This window comes from Microbacterium sp. NPDC007973 (assembly GCF_042958465.1).
Lineage (GTDB): Bacteria > Actinomycetota > Actinomycetes > Actinomycetales > Microbacteriaceae > Microbacterium > Microbacterium galbum.
The window spans coordinates 87,516-101,201 of record NZ_JBIBJJ010000004.1; the positions used below are offsets into that span (position 1 = coordinate 87,516).

Genomic DNA, 13,686 nt, shown 5'->3' on the forward strand with positions numbered 1-13,686 from the left:
GTTGCGTGACCGGTCACACGAGGATAGCCGACGCGGCGCGATTCCCCGTTCCCGGCCCGTTCTCCCCGCTCCGACCACTCCCCGCAGACTCCCGTCGCCGACGAAACCGCCGCCGGCTGCCGCCCCGATGTCAGCCGGATGCCGTCTCGCGCGGTCGGCGGCGCGAGGCGCCCCGCTCGGCGACACCCCGCGCACGCGGGCCGGCACGAGTGCGCTCAGGAACGCAGCAGGGCGCCGTAGAACCGGATGCCGCGCAGCCACACGTCGACACGGATGCGCTCGTCGGGCGCGTGCAGGGCGTCGCGCTCGGAGCGGGTGAGGTGGAACGGGGCGAAGCGGTACACGGCATCCGTCAGTCCCGTGTAGAAGCGGCTGTCGCTCGCCCCCAGCTGCAGGTACGGCAGAGGGACGACGTCGTCGCCGAGGGTCTCGGTCACGGTCCGAGACAGCCGCCGCCACGCCTCCCCCCGCCAGGGCGAGACCGGCGACGGATCGTCTCCGTGGCGCAGCTCGATGTCGACGAGGGGGTCGCGCACCGCGCGCCGCAGATGGATCGCCGCGTCCGCGAGCGTGTCGCCGGTGAGCAGCCGCACGTTGACGCTCGCCCGCGCGGTGGTGGCCAGGACGTTCTCGCCCGGCGATCCCTCCAAGCGGGTGACCACGGCGGTCGTGCGCACGAGGGCGTTGGTCTCGGGACCGAGCGCCGACAGCACGACGGTGAGCACGGGTGCCGCCAGCCGCGGGCGTCGGAACGCCGAGGCCAACGGCTCCGCGACGTGGGCGGCGGCGGTGGCGAGCATCGCGTGCACGGGAGGGGCGAGACGCCGGGGGAACGGGTGGCGCCGCAGGCGGTCGATCGCCCGCGCCAGCCGCGCCGTGGCCGGTATCGGCGGCGGCGTCGACGCGTGTCCGCCCGCCTCGCGGGTGACGAGGTCGAAGGTGGCGACCCCGCGCTCGGCGACCCCGATCATCGCCGTCGGCGCCGCGACCCCGGGAACCGCGCCGTCGACGACCGCTCCACCCTCGTCGAGCACCAGCGCCGGTCGCACGCCCCGCTCCGCGAGGAGCCGCGCCATCGCACGGGCCCCGGTCCCCCGGGTCTCCTCGTCGTGACCGAACGCGAGCCAGACGTCGGCCCGCGGGACGACGCCCTCGGCGAGCGCCTCCTCGACCGCTTCGAAGACGGCGACGAGCGCCCCCTTGTCGTCGATCGCGCCGCGGGCGTGGATCGTGGCATCCGGCCCCTCGCCTTCGATATCGGCGGCGAAGGGGTCGTGGCGCCAGGATTGCCCCTCGATCGGGACGACGTCCTGGTGCGCGAGGAGCAGCAGCGGCGCCTCGGTCGAGGCGCCCGGCCAGCGGTACAGCAACGAATGACCGGCGACGACCTCGCGCTCGAGGTGCGCATGCGTGAGGGGGTAGAGGCGCTCGAGCGTGTCGCGGAAGAGCACGAACGCGTCGTCGTCGACCTCGGCCGGATCGGGTCGGGAGACCGTGGGGATGGACAGCAGCTCACGGAAGCGCTCGACGGGCGTCATGCGACGAGCCTAGGGGCCGTCCCCCTGCGCGTGCGGGGCCGCCCGCGTCGCCGGTTGAGGTGCGTGCGGCGTCCTGTCGGCGCCCGGGCGGCCCGGGCACGGATACGGTGGAGCGCATGACCGGACTGCACTGGGGCATCCTCGCAACGGGCGGCATCGCGCACGCCTTCACCTCCGACCTGCGCACCGCGGGCCTCGACGTCACCGCCGTCGGCTCGCGGAGCCTCGACAGCGCGCGGAAATTCGCCGCGGCGTACGACATCCCGCACGCGCACGGCTCGTACGACGACCTCGTGGCCGACCCCGACGTCGACATCGTCTACATCGCCACCCCGCACCCCTCGCACGTCGAGAACGCGCTGCTCGCCCTCGACCACGGCAAGCACGTGCTGGTCGAGAAGCCGTTCACCCTGAACGAGGCGGAGGCCGCAGCCATCCGCGAGAAGGCGGCCGAGAAGAGCCTTCTCGCGATGGAGGCGATGTGGACGCGCTACCTGCCGCACATGGTGCGCATCCGCGAGATCATCGCCGCCGGAACGCTCGGTGAGATCCGCGTCGTCGCCGCCGATCACACGCAGAAGATCTCGACCGACCCGGCGCACCGCCTCAACGACCTCGCCCTCGGCGGCGGCGCCCTGCTCGACCTCGGCATCTACCCGATCTCGTTCGCCGTCGACGTGCTGGGCCTGCCCGAGCAGGTGTCGGCACTCGCCCGGATCTCGGATGCCGGCAGCGACGCCGAGGTGGCGACCATGTTCGTGCACGAGAGCGGCGCCCTGTCGACCACGGTGTCGTCATCGCGCGCGGCGGGCGCCGACACGGCGCAGGTCGTCGGGACCGAGGCCCGCATCGAGATCGACCGCGTCTGGTACACGCCCACCTCGTTCCGGGTGATCGCCTCCGACGGCACGGTCACGGAGGAGTTCACCAGCGAGATCGAGGGGCGCGGCATGCAGTTCCAGGCTCTCGCGGCGGAGCGCCTCGTCGCCGACGGCGCGATCTCGAGCGACGTGCTGGGGATCGACGAGACCGTCGCGATCATGGGCGTGCTCGACGAGGTGCGTCGTCAGATCGGCGTGGTGTATCCCGGCGAGCGCTGAGCGCGCCGCCCGTCACCCGCCCCGTCCGACCTCGTGGTCGGGCGGGGCGTCGCGTCCCGGCGTCTCGGCGGGACATCGCGGGAGGCGGCTGCGCGCCGGACGGACCGGGACGCGGCCGTGGCGCCCCGGTGCGCGGACCGGGGCCCCGGCCCGGCAGCATCCGGGATGCCTCGTCGGCGCGATGACCACACGCAGCGCGTGACGGACCACGGCGGGACGGATGCCGGATCGCACCGCGGCTACCCGGGAGGGGGCGCGACCGGTCAGACTGGAGGCATGCCCGACACCCAGACCGCCCGCGTCGCCGTCTACCTCGACTTCGACAACATCGTGATGTCGTGGTATGACCGCGTGCACGGGCGCAACGCGTATTCGCGCGACCGGCAGAAGATCGCCGAGAACCCCATGGACCCCGAGATCGCGGAACGCCTCACCAAGGCGACCATCGACGTGGGCGCCGTGATCGACTACGCAGCCTCGTTCGGCACGCTCGTGCTCACGCGCGCGTACGCCGACTGGTCGGCTCCGGTGAACGCCGAGTACCGCTCGCAGCTGGTGGCGCGCGCCGTCGACCTCGTGCAGCTCTTCCCCGCGGCGGCGTACGCGAAGAACGGCGCCGACATCCGGCTCGCGGTGGATGCCGTCGAAGACATGTTCCGCCTCCCCGACCTGACGCACGTCGTGATCGTCGCCGGCGACAGCGACTACGTCCCGCTCGCTCAGCGCGTCAAGCGCCTCGGCCGCTACGTCGTGGGCGTGGGGGTGGCGGGGTCGACGGCGAAGTCGCTCGCCGCGGCCTGCGACCGGTTCGACGCCTACGACTCGCTGCCCGGCATCCCGAAGCTCGCCGAGACGAAGAAGGATGCCGCGCCCTCGCGGCCCCGCGCCCGCAAGCGCTCGAAGGACCCCGCTGTCGACCTGCTCGACCGCGCCATGCAGCTGGAGGCCGAACGCGCCGACGGCGAGTGGCTGCACGCCTCGGCGGTCAAGGACCTCATGAAGCGCCTCGATCCGTCGTTCAGCGAGAAGGCGCTCGGGTTCCGCAGCTTCTCGGACTTCCTCAAGGCCCAAACCGACCACGTCGAGGTCGACGAGGAGTCGAACGTCGTGCAGGTGCGCGCCGTCGCCAGAAGCTGAGGCGCGCGGCCGGCTCCGCCGCCCCGCGCTGGACGAGTGTCCAGAACACCCGGACGCCTGAAAAATCGTCCGGATGTCGTGGACACTCGGTGGTGGCGGAGGGCGCGCGGGCGCGCGGGGGCGTGGGCGCACGGCGCGCGAGACCGCGGTGCGCGGGCGCGCGGGCGCGGCGGGTCAGCGGCGCTCGGTGCCGGGCGCGACGTGCGCGAGCACGCGCTCCCAGACCGACGTCAGCGTGACGTGGCCGTTGACCGAGCCGATCTCGTCGGCGGGGACGACCTCCATCTCGGCGACGCGCATGCGATCGACGTACCACTGCGCGTCGTCGGCATCCGCGGGCCCTTCACCGCCCACGATCACGAGCGCCTCGGCATCCAGGTGGTCGAGGAGAGGGGTGCGCAGGTCGCGACTGAGGGGGTCGACGGGACTCTCGACGCCCACGATCGCGAGACGGTCCACGACCGGGCCCATGGCGGCGGCCAGATAGATCGCGATCGGCCCCGCCGATCGTTCGCCGACCAGCCCCACCGTCGCGCCGGGGGCCTCGCGGTCGAGCAGCGCCCGGAGCGCCTCGACGGTGAGTCCGGCGGGCGTCTGGCCGCCGAAGACCGGCGGGTCCTCGAGCTCCGGAGCATCGAGGCCGACCGCCACGACGCGCACGTCAAATGTCGAGGTCACGCGGGCATCGGGATCGGTCGTGGCGACGTCTCCGGTGCGCAGCACGACGACGACGCGCGGAGCACCGGGGGTGCCGAAGCTGCGGTAGCCGAGCTCACCGTCGAGCCAGGGGGCCAGACTCATCGCGTCATCCTTCCGTCGCCGCACCGCCGCCGGGCAGCAGCGCGCGCAGGGTGTCGATCGTGTCGGCCTCGGCCGCGGGCTTGTCTGAGCGGTACTGCTTCACGCGGGCGAAGCGCAGGGCCACTCCCCCGGGATAGCGGACCGACCGCTGCACGCCGTCGATCGCGATCTCGACGACGGTGTCGGGGACGACGCGGATGCCGCCGGGCACCTCGCCCGTCTCGCGGTCGGCGAAGTGCGCCGTCTGCCAGGTCAGCAGTTCGTCGGTGAGGCCCTTGAACGTCTTGCCGACCATGACGAAACCACCCGGTTCGCCGAAGACCCCCTCGGGATCGCGGGCGCCGAGGTGGAGGTTGGAGTACCAGCCCGACCGGCGACCCGAGCCGCGCTCGACGCCGAGCACGACGAGGTCGAACGTGTGTACCGGCTTGACCTTGAGCCAGCTCTTGCCGCGGCGGCCCGCGGTGTAGGCCGCGTCGAGCCCCTTGATCATGACGCCCTCGTGACCCGCCGCCAGGGCGTCGCGCGCGAAGGCCTCTGCGGCGTCGGAGTCGTCGGTGACGACGGCCGGGATGCGCCAGCCCGCCGCCACCCGCTCGAGCGCGTCGAGGCGCGCTCCGAGGGGTTCGTCGACGAGGTCGCGCCCGTCGAGATGCAGGATGTCGAAGAACCACGGTCGCAGGGCGATCTCGCGCGCGGCCTCGGCGCCGAATCGCGCCATGGTGTCTTGGAAGGGGCGCGGGGCACCGTCGTCGTCGAGTGACAGCGTCTCGCCGTCGAGGATCACCGCCTCGACGGGTAGACCCCTCACGACCTCCACGATCTCGGGGACGCGGTGGGTGACGTCGGCGAGGGTGCGGGTGTACACGTGCACCTCGTCGCCCTGGCGGTGCACCTGCACGCGCGCGCCGTCGAGCTTGTACTCCACCGAGGCGCGCCCCGCGACGGCCAGCGCCTCCGCAACGGAGGTCGCGGTCGAGGCGAGCATGGGCTGCACCCCGCGGCCGACGACGAGTCCCACGGCATCCAGCTCGGCGTCCGAGCCCGTGAGCGCGACGAGCGCGGTGCCGCCGAGGTCGCCCGAGAGCATCGCCGCGCGTCGCACGGCGGCACCGTCGCGATCGGCGGCCCGGGCGACGGCATCCAGGAGCACGCCTTCGAGGGCACCCGTGCGCAGTTCGCCCGTCATCACCCGCACGAGCAGGTGCCACTCGGCGGCCGTGGCGCGACCGGCCACCTCGTCGAGCAGAGCGGTGCGCTGCGCGCCCGATCCGCTGCCGCCGAGGGACACGAGTCGGTCGAAGGCCTCGTCGACGTCGGAGACGGTCAGCGACGGGGTGTCGGCGTGCTCTCCCCCGCGGCTGGACAGCGTCTTCCATCCGACGCCGAGTCGCCCCTGGCGCGGGGAGGCGGTGAGGATCCCCACCGCGGGGACGATCTCGTCGGGCGCGAGCCCGCGCAGCAGGTGCGCGAGGGCGTCGACCTTCGCCAGACGCGAGCGTGTGCCGGTCACCGTCGCGAGCGCCGTCTCGATGTCGCCGAAGAGCATGTCGGCATCCTGGCATCCCCCTCCGACATCGCCGCGCCGCTTGCGTCGGCGCACGGCGCGTGCCATCTCGCCGGACGGTGCGGCTCACGCGTCGCGCACCACACGTCGGCCCCGCCCGCAACCCCCGAGCCGTTGCGGGATGCCTGAGGTGTGCTGGGAACCCTCCCCCAGGAATGAGGTCTTCGTGAACGCTCCCGCCACGCTCGAACAGTCCGCCCGCACCGCCCGTGAGGTCTTCGGGTGGGACGACCTGCTCCCGGGCCAGGCCGAGGCGATCGACGCGGTGGTCAGCGGACGCGACACCCTCGTCGTCTTCCCCACCGGCGCCGGCAAGTCGGCGGTGTACCAGATCGCGGGGTGCGAGCTCGGCGGCGTGACCGTGGTCATCTCGCCCCTCCTCGCCCTGCAGCGCGACCAGATCGACTCGATCGACCGCGCTCCCGACGCCCCCGCCGCCGTCGCGCTGAACTCCCGCACGAGCGCGAGCGCCAAGCGCACCGCGTGGGCGGCCATCGAGGGCGACGAGCCGGTCTACGCCTTCCTCGCTCCGGAGCAGCTCGCCAACAGCGAGGTCTTCGACCGGCTCGCGCGCGCCGACGTGCGGCTCGTGGTGATCGACGAGGCGCACTGCGTCTCGGCGTGGGGGCACGACTTCCGCCCCGATTACGCCCGCATCGGCGACGCGATCGAGGCTCTGGGCCACCCCCCGGTGCTGGCGTTGACCGCCACGGCATCCGCCCCCGTTCGCGACGACATCGTCTCGAGCCTCGGCATGCGCGCCCCGCACCTCGAGGTGCGCGGGATGGACCGCCCCGAGATCCACATGGCCGTCCGTCGACACGAGCACGACGACGACAAGCGTCGCGCCGTGATCGCGGATGTGCAGGATGCCGACGGCCCGACGCTGCTGTACGTGGCGACGCGCAAGGAGACCGACGCCTACGCCGACGAGCTCGCCGACCTCGGGCTGCGCGCGGCGCCGTATCACGGCGCGATGGCGCAGAAGCGTCGGGACGAGGTGCACGCCGCGTGGAGCGCGGGCGACCTCGACGTCGTCGTGGCCACCTCCGCCTTCGGCATGGGCGTCGACAAGTCCGACGTGCGCCTGATCGTGCACGCCGACGTGACGGAGTCGCTCGACTCGTACGCCCAGGAGATCGGCCGCGCGGCGCGCGACGGCCGCCCTGCCCGCGCGATCCTGCACTACCGCGCCGAGGACTTCTCGCTGCGCTCGTTCTTCGCCGGTGGGCACAGCAAGCGCGCCGATGTCGCCGGGGTCTGGGACGAGCTGCGGCGGGCGAAGAAGCCGATGCGCGCGAAGGACATCGCCGCGTCGTCGGGCCGCTCGGTCCGTGCCATCGGGCGCGTGCTCAATCAGCTGGTCGCGTGCGAGCTCGCCGAGTCGGGTCCCGACGGCGTCTCCGCGCGCACGAAGGCGTCGGCGGGCGATGCGGTGGCCGCGGTCCGCGATCGCGACGAGGCCGAGGAGCGCATCCGCGCCTCACGCATCGAGATCATGCGCGGCTACGCCGAGACCTCGCACTGCCGCCGTCGAGCCCTGCTGGAGTACTTCGGTGTCGAGACCCCGACCCACTGCGGGTCGTGCGACCGCTGCGACGCGGACGCCACCGCTCCGGCCCCGGTCGAGACGACGGCCCCGGATGCCGCGGCGGCCGACGCGGACGGCATCCGCATCGATTCCGTCGTCCACCACGGCGAGTTCGGCACCGGGACGGTGATGGGCGTCGAGGAGGACCGCCTCACGGTGTTCTTCCCCGAGCACGGGTACAAGGTGCTGGCGCGCGCGGCGTTCGAGACCGGCGTGCTGGAGCTGGGCGAAGCGGCCTGAGGCGCGGCGGCGCGGGCGGGGCGCAGGCGGCGGCGCGGCGGCGGCGGCGCGGCGGCGCCGCGGTGGCGGCGCGGCGGAGGGTCCTACGGCTGCGAGAGGCCGACATGTCCCAGATATGGCGGTGCGTGTCTCACATGTTGTGGGTTGACGCCCCTCCAACCGACCACAAGTGGGACATGGTCCATGCGTGATCGCTGCTGCACCTGGCGGCGGCGCCCCAGGGCATGAGGGACAGGCTCTTTGTGTCAGCGTCGGCGGGTCGACCACCACGCCCACGCGATGAGCGGGGGCTGCAGGAAGAGACGGATGAACCGGGACCGGTCGGTGTTCAGGCCCGGTGCCGGGCGGCCGGTGCGCCACTGGTGCACGTTGCCCGGGAACACCGCGACGAAGAATGCGGCGATCGCCGCCCCGATACGCCGACGCTCGGCCGGGAGAGCGATCAGCGCGACCCCGAGCACCATCTCCACGGCGCCGGATGCCACGACGATGGCGTCCTTGTCCGTGTGCAGCAGTCGCGTCGCCCATCCCGGGACGACGATGCGGTAGCCACGACGTCCCCACGTGAGATGGCCCGCGCCCGCCGCCACCAGCAGGAGGGCCAGCGCGCCGCGCGAGACCGATCGGAGCGTGGGGCGTCGTCGTCGTGGCATCCGGTCAGTCTGCCACCGCGCTCGACGCGCGGGGCCGATCGTGGGGGATCTCGGCTTAGGGAAGCCGCGGCGCCGACCCGCGTGCCCGGAGGCGCCCGATGCCCGCGTCTCCTAAGCTCTCGCCATGACGCCCGCGGAGACGACCATCACCATCCGTCCGGCCCGGCCCGAGGATGCCGAGGGAATCGCGTTCGTGCACGCGACCTCGTGGCGCGAGACGTACGGGCGGTTCGTCGACGATCCGGAGACGAACCCGTGGTTCGCCGTCGAGCCGCGGATCGGCATGTGGCGGTCGAACCTCGCCGATGACGTCCTCTCGACGGTGGTGGCCGTCGCCGGGGAACGCATCGTCGGGTTCGCGTCCGTGCAACCGACCCCGGATGCCGATGCCGCGCGACCGGAAGAGCTGACCATGATCTACGTCCTCGCCGCCGCCCACGGGACGGGAGCGGGGCAGGGCCTTCTCGATGCCGTCCTGGGCGAACGACCCGCCTCGCTGTGGGTGGCCGCCGACAATCCCCGCGCCCGTGCGTTCTACCGCCGGAACGGCTTCGTCGCGGACGGGGCGCAGTCCTCGTTCGGCCCGATGAAGGAGACCGTCCGGTTGGTGCGCTGAGGCGGACGACGCGGCGCGGCGGCGCAGCACGAGCCCCGGGACCAGACCGGGCGCGGACGCGCGCGGGTCGCGCCTCTCAGCCCGGGTTCGGCGCCGTCCGTCGCGCGAAGTCGACGTAGGCGGCCACGGTGTCGTCCGGCACGATCGCGCGGAGCACGACCTCGTCGGCGGCGGCGGCGTAGGCGTCGAGGGCGTCGGCGAGCTCGGTGACGTCGCGGATCGTCGTGTCGATGGCATCCACCCCCATCCGCGCGAAATTCGCGGCGTAATTCGGGAACGACGCGTAGCGCGCCGTCTCGGCCTCGAGGCGCTCGCGCGCCGCGGGCACGATGGCGGTGCGCACGTAGACCGCCACGTGCGTCTCGGGCGCGATGTCATGCAGGGCGGCTGCCTGGTCGGCGGCCTCGGTCGGGGGTACCCAGTTCAGCAGCACGCCGTCGGCGCGCTCGGCGGCGAGGCGGCGCATCTTCGGGCCCAGTGCCCCGACCAGCACGCGCGGCATACCGGCGGCGTGCAGCTCGTCGGCGGCCGCGCGCAGGCGCGCGAGGGCGCCCTCACGCGCCATGCCCGAGCCGATGCCGATGGTCACGCGATCGAGCGGGAGCGACAGGGATGCCGCATCGGCGGCGATCGCGGACGCGGGACGCCGATCCACCGGCACGACGCCCGTCGCCAGCCGGAGGCGTTCGGTCACGCGCGCGGCCGCGGCGAGCGCCGCGAGGGCGTCGCCGTCGGGGGTGTCGTTGACCCACAGCGTGTGGAAGCCGGCCTTCTCGACCTCGGGGGCGATCCTGGCGATCGCATCGGGGCCAAGCGACCCGGCCACCCCGAGCGAGACCACACCGCGGGTCATGACACGCCCCCGGCCTCGGGAACGGCGACCGCGACCTGGCCCACCGCCGAGAAGAACGCGCGGAGGTCGACGTCGTCGGTGGGCAGCAGCACCACGTCGTCGACGCCCGCCGCCTGGAACCGGGCGACGCCCTCGGCGACCTCGGACACGGAACCCGCGAGCACCCGGTCGGCGGCGTCGGGCCGATCGTGCAGCACCGCGGTCGCGCGCTCGCGCGCGTCGGGACCGAACGCCGTCAGCACGTAGGCAACGACGTCGGCCCGTCCCGCGCGGCCGACCGCGCGGCGCGCGGTCTGCACGGTCTCGACGGCGGCGGCGATCTCGGCGACCGTGTGCCGGCTGTCGAGCACCACGCCGTCGGCAACCTCGCCCGCGAGAGCGAGCGTCTTGGGTCCTTCGGCCGCGGCGTACACGAGCGGCGCGGTCGCCGGCGGCCAGTCGAGGGCCACGTCGCGGAGCTTCACGTACCGCCCCTCGGCGGACACGGTCTCGCCGGCCAGCAGGGCGCGCAGGGCCGGGAGCTGTTCCCGCATGAGCGTCAGCGGAGACGCGGCCTTGGCGCCGACCTGGCGCATCCAGTCCTGCACGCCGTGCCCGAAGCCCGGCAGGAGCCGCTGCGGGAACATGCGCTCGATCGTGGCCACCTCCATCGCGGAGGCGGCGACGTTGCGCAGCGGGAGCGGCGCGATGCCCACGCCGATGCGGAGGTGGTCGGTGACGGCCAGGGCCGCGGCCGCAGCCGCCCAGGCGGACGAGCGGAAGCAGTCCTCCCACAGCCACAGCTCTTCGACACCGGCATCCTCCGCCGCGCGTGCGGCGTCGCGAATCTCTTCGGGCGGGTGGGGGTACGGGCTGAAGATCGTGCCGATACGACTCATGCGTCTACTCTGCCCCGAACCTCCGACATCCGGGCAGGGGTGGCGCCCGCGGACGACGCGACGCCCCCGGCGCCGAAGCACCGGGGGCGTCGAAGAAACCGCGCGTCAGGCGGCGACGGCCGACACGACGGGCATCACCACGAACGCCGAATCCGTGGCATCCACCGTCACCGTCCCGCCGTCGCTCAGAGCGCCGGAGACGAACAGGTCGGCGATGCGATCGTCGACCTCGCGCTGGATGACGCGGCGCAGCGGCCGGGCGCCGTACTCGGGCTCGTACCCGACCTCGGCGAGGCGGTCGATCGCCGCATCCGTCACCTCGAGATTCACCTCGCGGCCCGCGAGCCGGCGCGAGGTGGCGCCCAGCAGCAGCCGCACGATCTCGCGCAGCTGCGTCTTCTCGAGCTTGCGGAACAGCACGATGTCGTCGATGCGGTTGAGGAACTCCGGCCGCATCGCCTCGCGGAGCTTGCCCATCACGCGGTCGCGCAGGTCGTCGTCGGCGAAGTCGCGACCCGTGGTGGTGAAGCCGATGGCCCCCGAGCGGGATGCCAGCACTTCGGCGCCCAGGTTCGAGGTCATCACGATCACGGTGTTGCGGAAGTCGACCGTCCGCCCCTGACCGTCGGTCAGTCGACCGTCGTCGAGCACCTGCAGCAGCAGGGTGAACACGTCGGGGTGGGCCTTCTCGATCTCGTCGAACAGCACGACCGCATAGGGGTTGCGGCGCACGCGCTCGGTGAGCTGACCGGCCTCGTCATAGCCGACGTATCCCGGAGGGGCACCGATCAGACGCGAAACGGTGTGACGCTCGCCGAACTCGCTCATGTCGAAGCGGATGACGGAACCGTCGTCGTCGAAGAGGGAGCCGGCGAGCGCTTTCGCGAGCTCGGTCTTGCCGACGCCGGTGGGTCCGAGGAAGAGGAACGATCCGACGGGCCGGTTCTCGTCCCCCATGCCGGTGCGGTTGCGGCGCACGGCCTTGGCGACAGCGGCGACCGCGTCGTCCTGCCCGATGACGCGGGCGTGCAGCTCCGTCTCGAGCTCGGCGAGACGTCCGCGCTCGGTGGCGGTGAGACGGGCGACCGGGATGCCGGTCGCCCGGCTGATGACCGCGGCGATCTCGGGTTCGTCCACCACCGCGGCGCCGCGCGGGGCGGTCGTCGCATCGTCGAGCCGGCTCTGCACGGCGGCGATCTCGTCGCGCAGGCGCGAGGCCTCCTCGTAGTGCTCGGCGGACACGGCGGCGTTCTTATCGGCCTCGAGGGTGGCCAGCCGTTCGAGGAGCGCCGAAGTGTCGACCGAGACGCCCAGGCGCAGGCGCAGCCGGGCTCCGGCCTGATCGATCAGGTCGATCGCCTTGTCGGGCAGCACGCGGTCGGGCAGGTAGCGGTCGCTGAGTTCCACCGCGGCGCGCAGCGCGTCGTCGGTGTAGGCGACGGCGTGGTGCTGCTCGTAGGCGGCGCGCAGGCCGCGCAGGATCTCCACGGCATCCGTGATCGAGGGCTCCCCCACGCGCACGGGCTGCAGGCGCCGCTCGAGGGCGGGGTCCTTCTCGATCGTGCGGTACTCGCGCAGGGTGGTCGCGCCGATCAGGTGCACGTCGCCGCGAGCGAGCCGGGGCTTGAGGATGTTGCCGGCATCCATCGATCCGTCGCCGCTGCCGCCCGCGCCGACGAGGGTGTGCACCTCGTCGATGAAGACGACGAGCTTGTCGGATGCCGAGATCTCGTCCATCGTCTGGGTGAGGCGCTCCTCGAAATCGCCGCGGTAGCGGGCACCCGCGAGCATCGCGGCCAGATCGAGCGAGACCACGCGGGTGTCGCGCAGCTGCTCGGGCACCTCGTCCGCGACGATCGCACGGGCGAGTCCCTCGACGACCGCGGTCTTGCCCACGCCGGCCTCGCCGATGAGCACGGGGTTGTTCTTCGTGCGACGGCTGAGGATCTCGATGGTCTGCTCGATCTCGTCGGTGCGGCCGATCACGGGGTCGAGTTCGCCCGCCGCGGCGCGCGCGGTGAGATCGGTGCCGAAGCGGTCGAGGTTCGGGGTCGTGGATGCCGCCTCGGTCGGGGCACCGCTCTGCTCCCCGCCCACGACGGTCTCGCGCACGCCCTGGGTCAGGGCTTCGGCGGTGACGCCGGCCTGCGCGAGGATCTGCCCGGCCGGGGCGTCCTGCGCGAGCACGAGAGCGAAGAAGAGGTGGTCGGGGTCGACGTAGGTCGAGCCCGCGGCGCGGGCGACCTGGAAGGCGTGGAAGAGGGCGCGCTGCACGGAACCCGCGACGACCGCTCCGTCGACGTGCGCCGGGGCGCCCGCGGCGGGCAGGCGGCTCTCGGCGGCACGCGCGATCGCGGCCGGGTCGGCGCCGAGTCGGGCCACGGCGTCCTTCGCGGGCGAGCGCCCCACGAGCACGTGCAGCACGTGCAGGGCGTCGAGTTCGCGCTGCCCGCGGCCGAGGGCGAAGCGACCGGCCTCCTGGAGCGCGTCCTGCGTCCGCGCGCTCAGGAACCGGCTGAGGTCGATCGAGCGCTCGGCGCGTGCCTGCTCGCCCGCGAGGTAGCGCGCGAGGAACTCGTCGAACGACTGGGCGCCGTCTTCCCCGGCGCCGGGGGTGAAGTCTTCGGGCAATTCCGTCTCCTGTGATACGTGAGTGCGGTTGGCTCAAGTCTGCAACTTGAGCACCGTCGTATCAACTTCAACGCGTCACCC

General features: G+C 73.1%; 11 protein-coding genes. 4 read left to right on the top strand and 7 right to left on the bottom strand.

The features are described from left to right. Positions 1–215 precede the first annotated feature (215 nt). The gene (locus ACFZA2_RS13125) at positions 216–1,538 is read right to left on the bottom strand and encodes a M20/M25/M40 family metallo-hydrolase (protein ID WP_391405551.1); all 1,323 of its coding nucleotides are present in this window, start codon (positions 1,536–1,538) and stop codon (positions 216–218) included. A 116-nt stretch (positions 1,539–1,654) separates the two neighbouring features. Here ACFZA2_RS13125 and ACFZA2_RS13130 point away from each other — a divergent pair, with 116 nt between their 5' ends. Continuing rightward, complete coding sequence (locus tag ACFZA2_RS13130; protein WP_391405554.1) at positions 1,655–2,638, top strand: Gfo/Idh/MocA family protein; 984 nt, start codon at positions 1,655–1,657, stop codon at positions 2,636–2,638. 276 nt (positions 2,639–2,914) lie between these two features. Beyond that, positions 2,915–3,775 (top strand): NYN domain-containing protein, encoded by an 861-nt coding sequence (locus tag ACFZA2_RS13135; RefSeq protein WP_391405557.1) that lies wholly within the window; start codon positions 2,915–2,917, stop codon positions 3,773–3,775. 174 nt (positions 3,776–3,949) lie between these two features. Here ACFZA2_RS13135 and ACFZA2_RS13140 read toward each other — a convergent pair whose 3' ends face one another. Together ACFZA2_RS13140 and ACFZA2_RS13145 are read right to left on the bottom strand one after the other, a co-directional pair. Continuing rightward, a complete protein-coding gene (locus tag ACFZA2_RS13140; protein WP_391405560.1) occupies positions 3,950–4,576 on the bottom strand; it encodes a hypothetical protein in 627 nt (208 codons plus the stop codon). A 4-nt stretch (positions 4,577–4,580) separates the two neighbouring features. Then, positions 4,581–6,125, bottom strand: a complete 1,545-nt coding sequence (locus ACFZA2_RS13145) for an ATP-dependent DNA ligase (protein WP_391406913.1) — start codon at positions 6,123–6,125, stop codon at positions 4,581–4,583. A 184-nt stretch (positions 6,126–6,309) separates the two neighbouring features. Between ACFZA2_RS13145 and ACFZA2_RS13150 the strand changes: the two genes are divergently transcribed. Continuing rightward, positions 6,310–7,974 (top strand): RecQ family ATP-dependent DNA helicase, encoded by a 1,665-nt coding sequence (locus tag ACFZA2_RS13150; RefSeq protein ID WP_391405563.1) that lies wholly within the window; start codon positions 6,310–6,312, stop codon positions 7,972–7,974. A gap of 245 nt (positions 7,975–8,219) precedes the next feature. Here ACFZA2_RS13150 and ACFZA2_RS13155 read toward each other — a convergent pair whose 3' ends face one another. After that, positions 8,220–8,627, bottom strand: coding sequence for a hypothetical protein (locus ACFZA2_RS13155; RefSeq protein WP_391405565.1), 408 nt, complete (start codon positions 8,625–8,627; stop codon positions 8,220–8,222). A 124-nt stretch (positions 8,628–8,751) separates the two neighbouring features. Between ACFZA2_RS13155 and ACFZA2_RS13160 the strand changes: the two genes are divergently transcribed. Continuing rightward, on the top strand, positions 8,752–9,243 hold the full coding sequence (locus ACFZA2_RS13160; RefSeq protein WP_391405569.1) for a GNAT family N-acetyltransferase: 492 nt from the start codon (positions 8,752–8,754) through the stop codon (positions 9,241–9,243). A gap of 76 nt (positions 9,244–9,319) precedes the next feature. On the opposite strand, the gene ACFZA2_RS13165 is transcribed toward ACFZA2_RS13160, so the two are convergent. The 3 genes from ACFZA2_RS13165 to ACFZA2_RS13175 form a co-directional block, all read right to left on the bottom strand. Then, positions 9,320–10,096, bottom strand: coding sequence for an LLM class flavin-dependent oxidoreductase (locus tag ACFZA2_RS13165; RefSeq protein WP_391405572.1), 777 nt, complete (start codon positions 10,094–10,096; stop codon positions 9,320–9,322). Beyond that, positions 10,093–10,974 (bottom strand): LLM class flavin-dependent oxidoreductase, encoded by an 882-nt coding sequence (locus tag ACFZA2_RS13170; RefSeq protein ID WP_391405576.1) that lies wholly within the window; start codon positions 10,972–10,974, stop codon positions 10,093–10,095. The genes ACFZA2_RS13165 and ACFZA2_RS13170 overlap by 4 nt, the downstream gene beginning before the upstream one ends. Positions 10,975–11,079: 105 nt before the next feature. Beyond that, positions 11,080–13,605, bottom strand: coding sequence for an ATP-dependent Clp protease ATP-binding subunit (locus tag ACFZA2_RS13175; protein WP_391405579.1), 2,526 nt, complete (start codon positions 13,603–13,605; stop codon positions 11,080–11,082). Positions 13,606–13,686 lie beyond the last annotated feature (81 nt).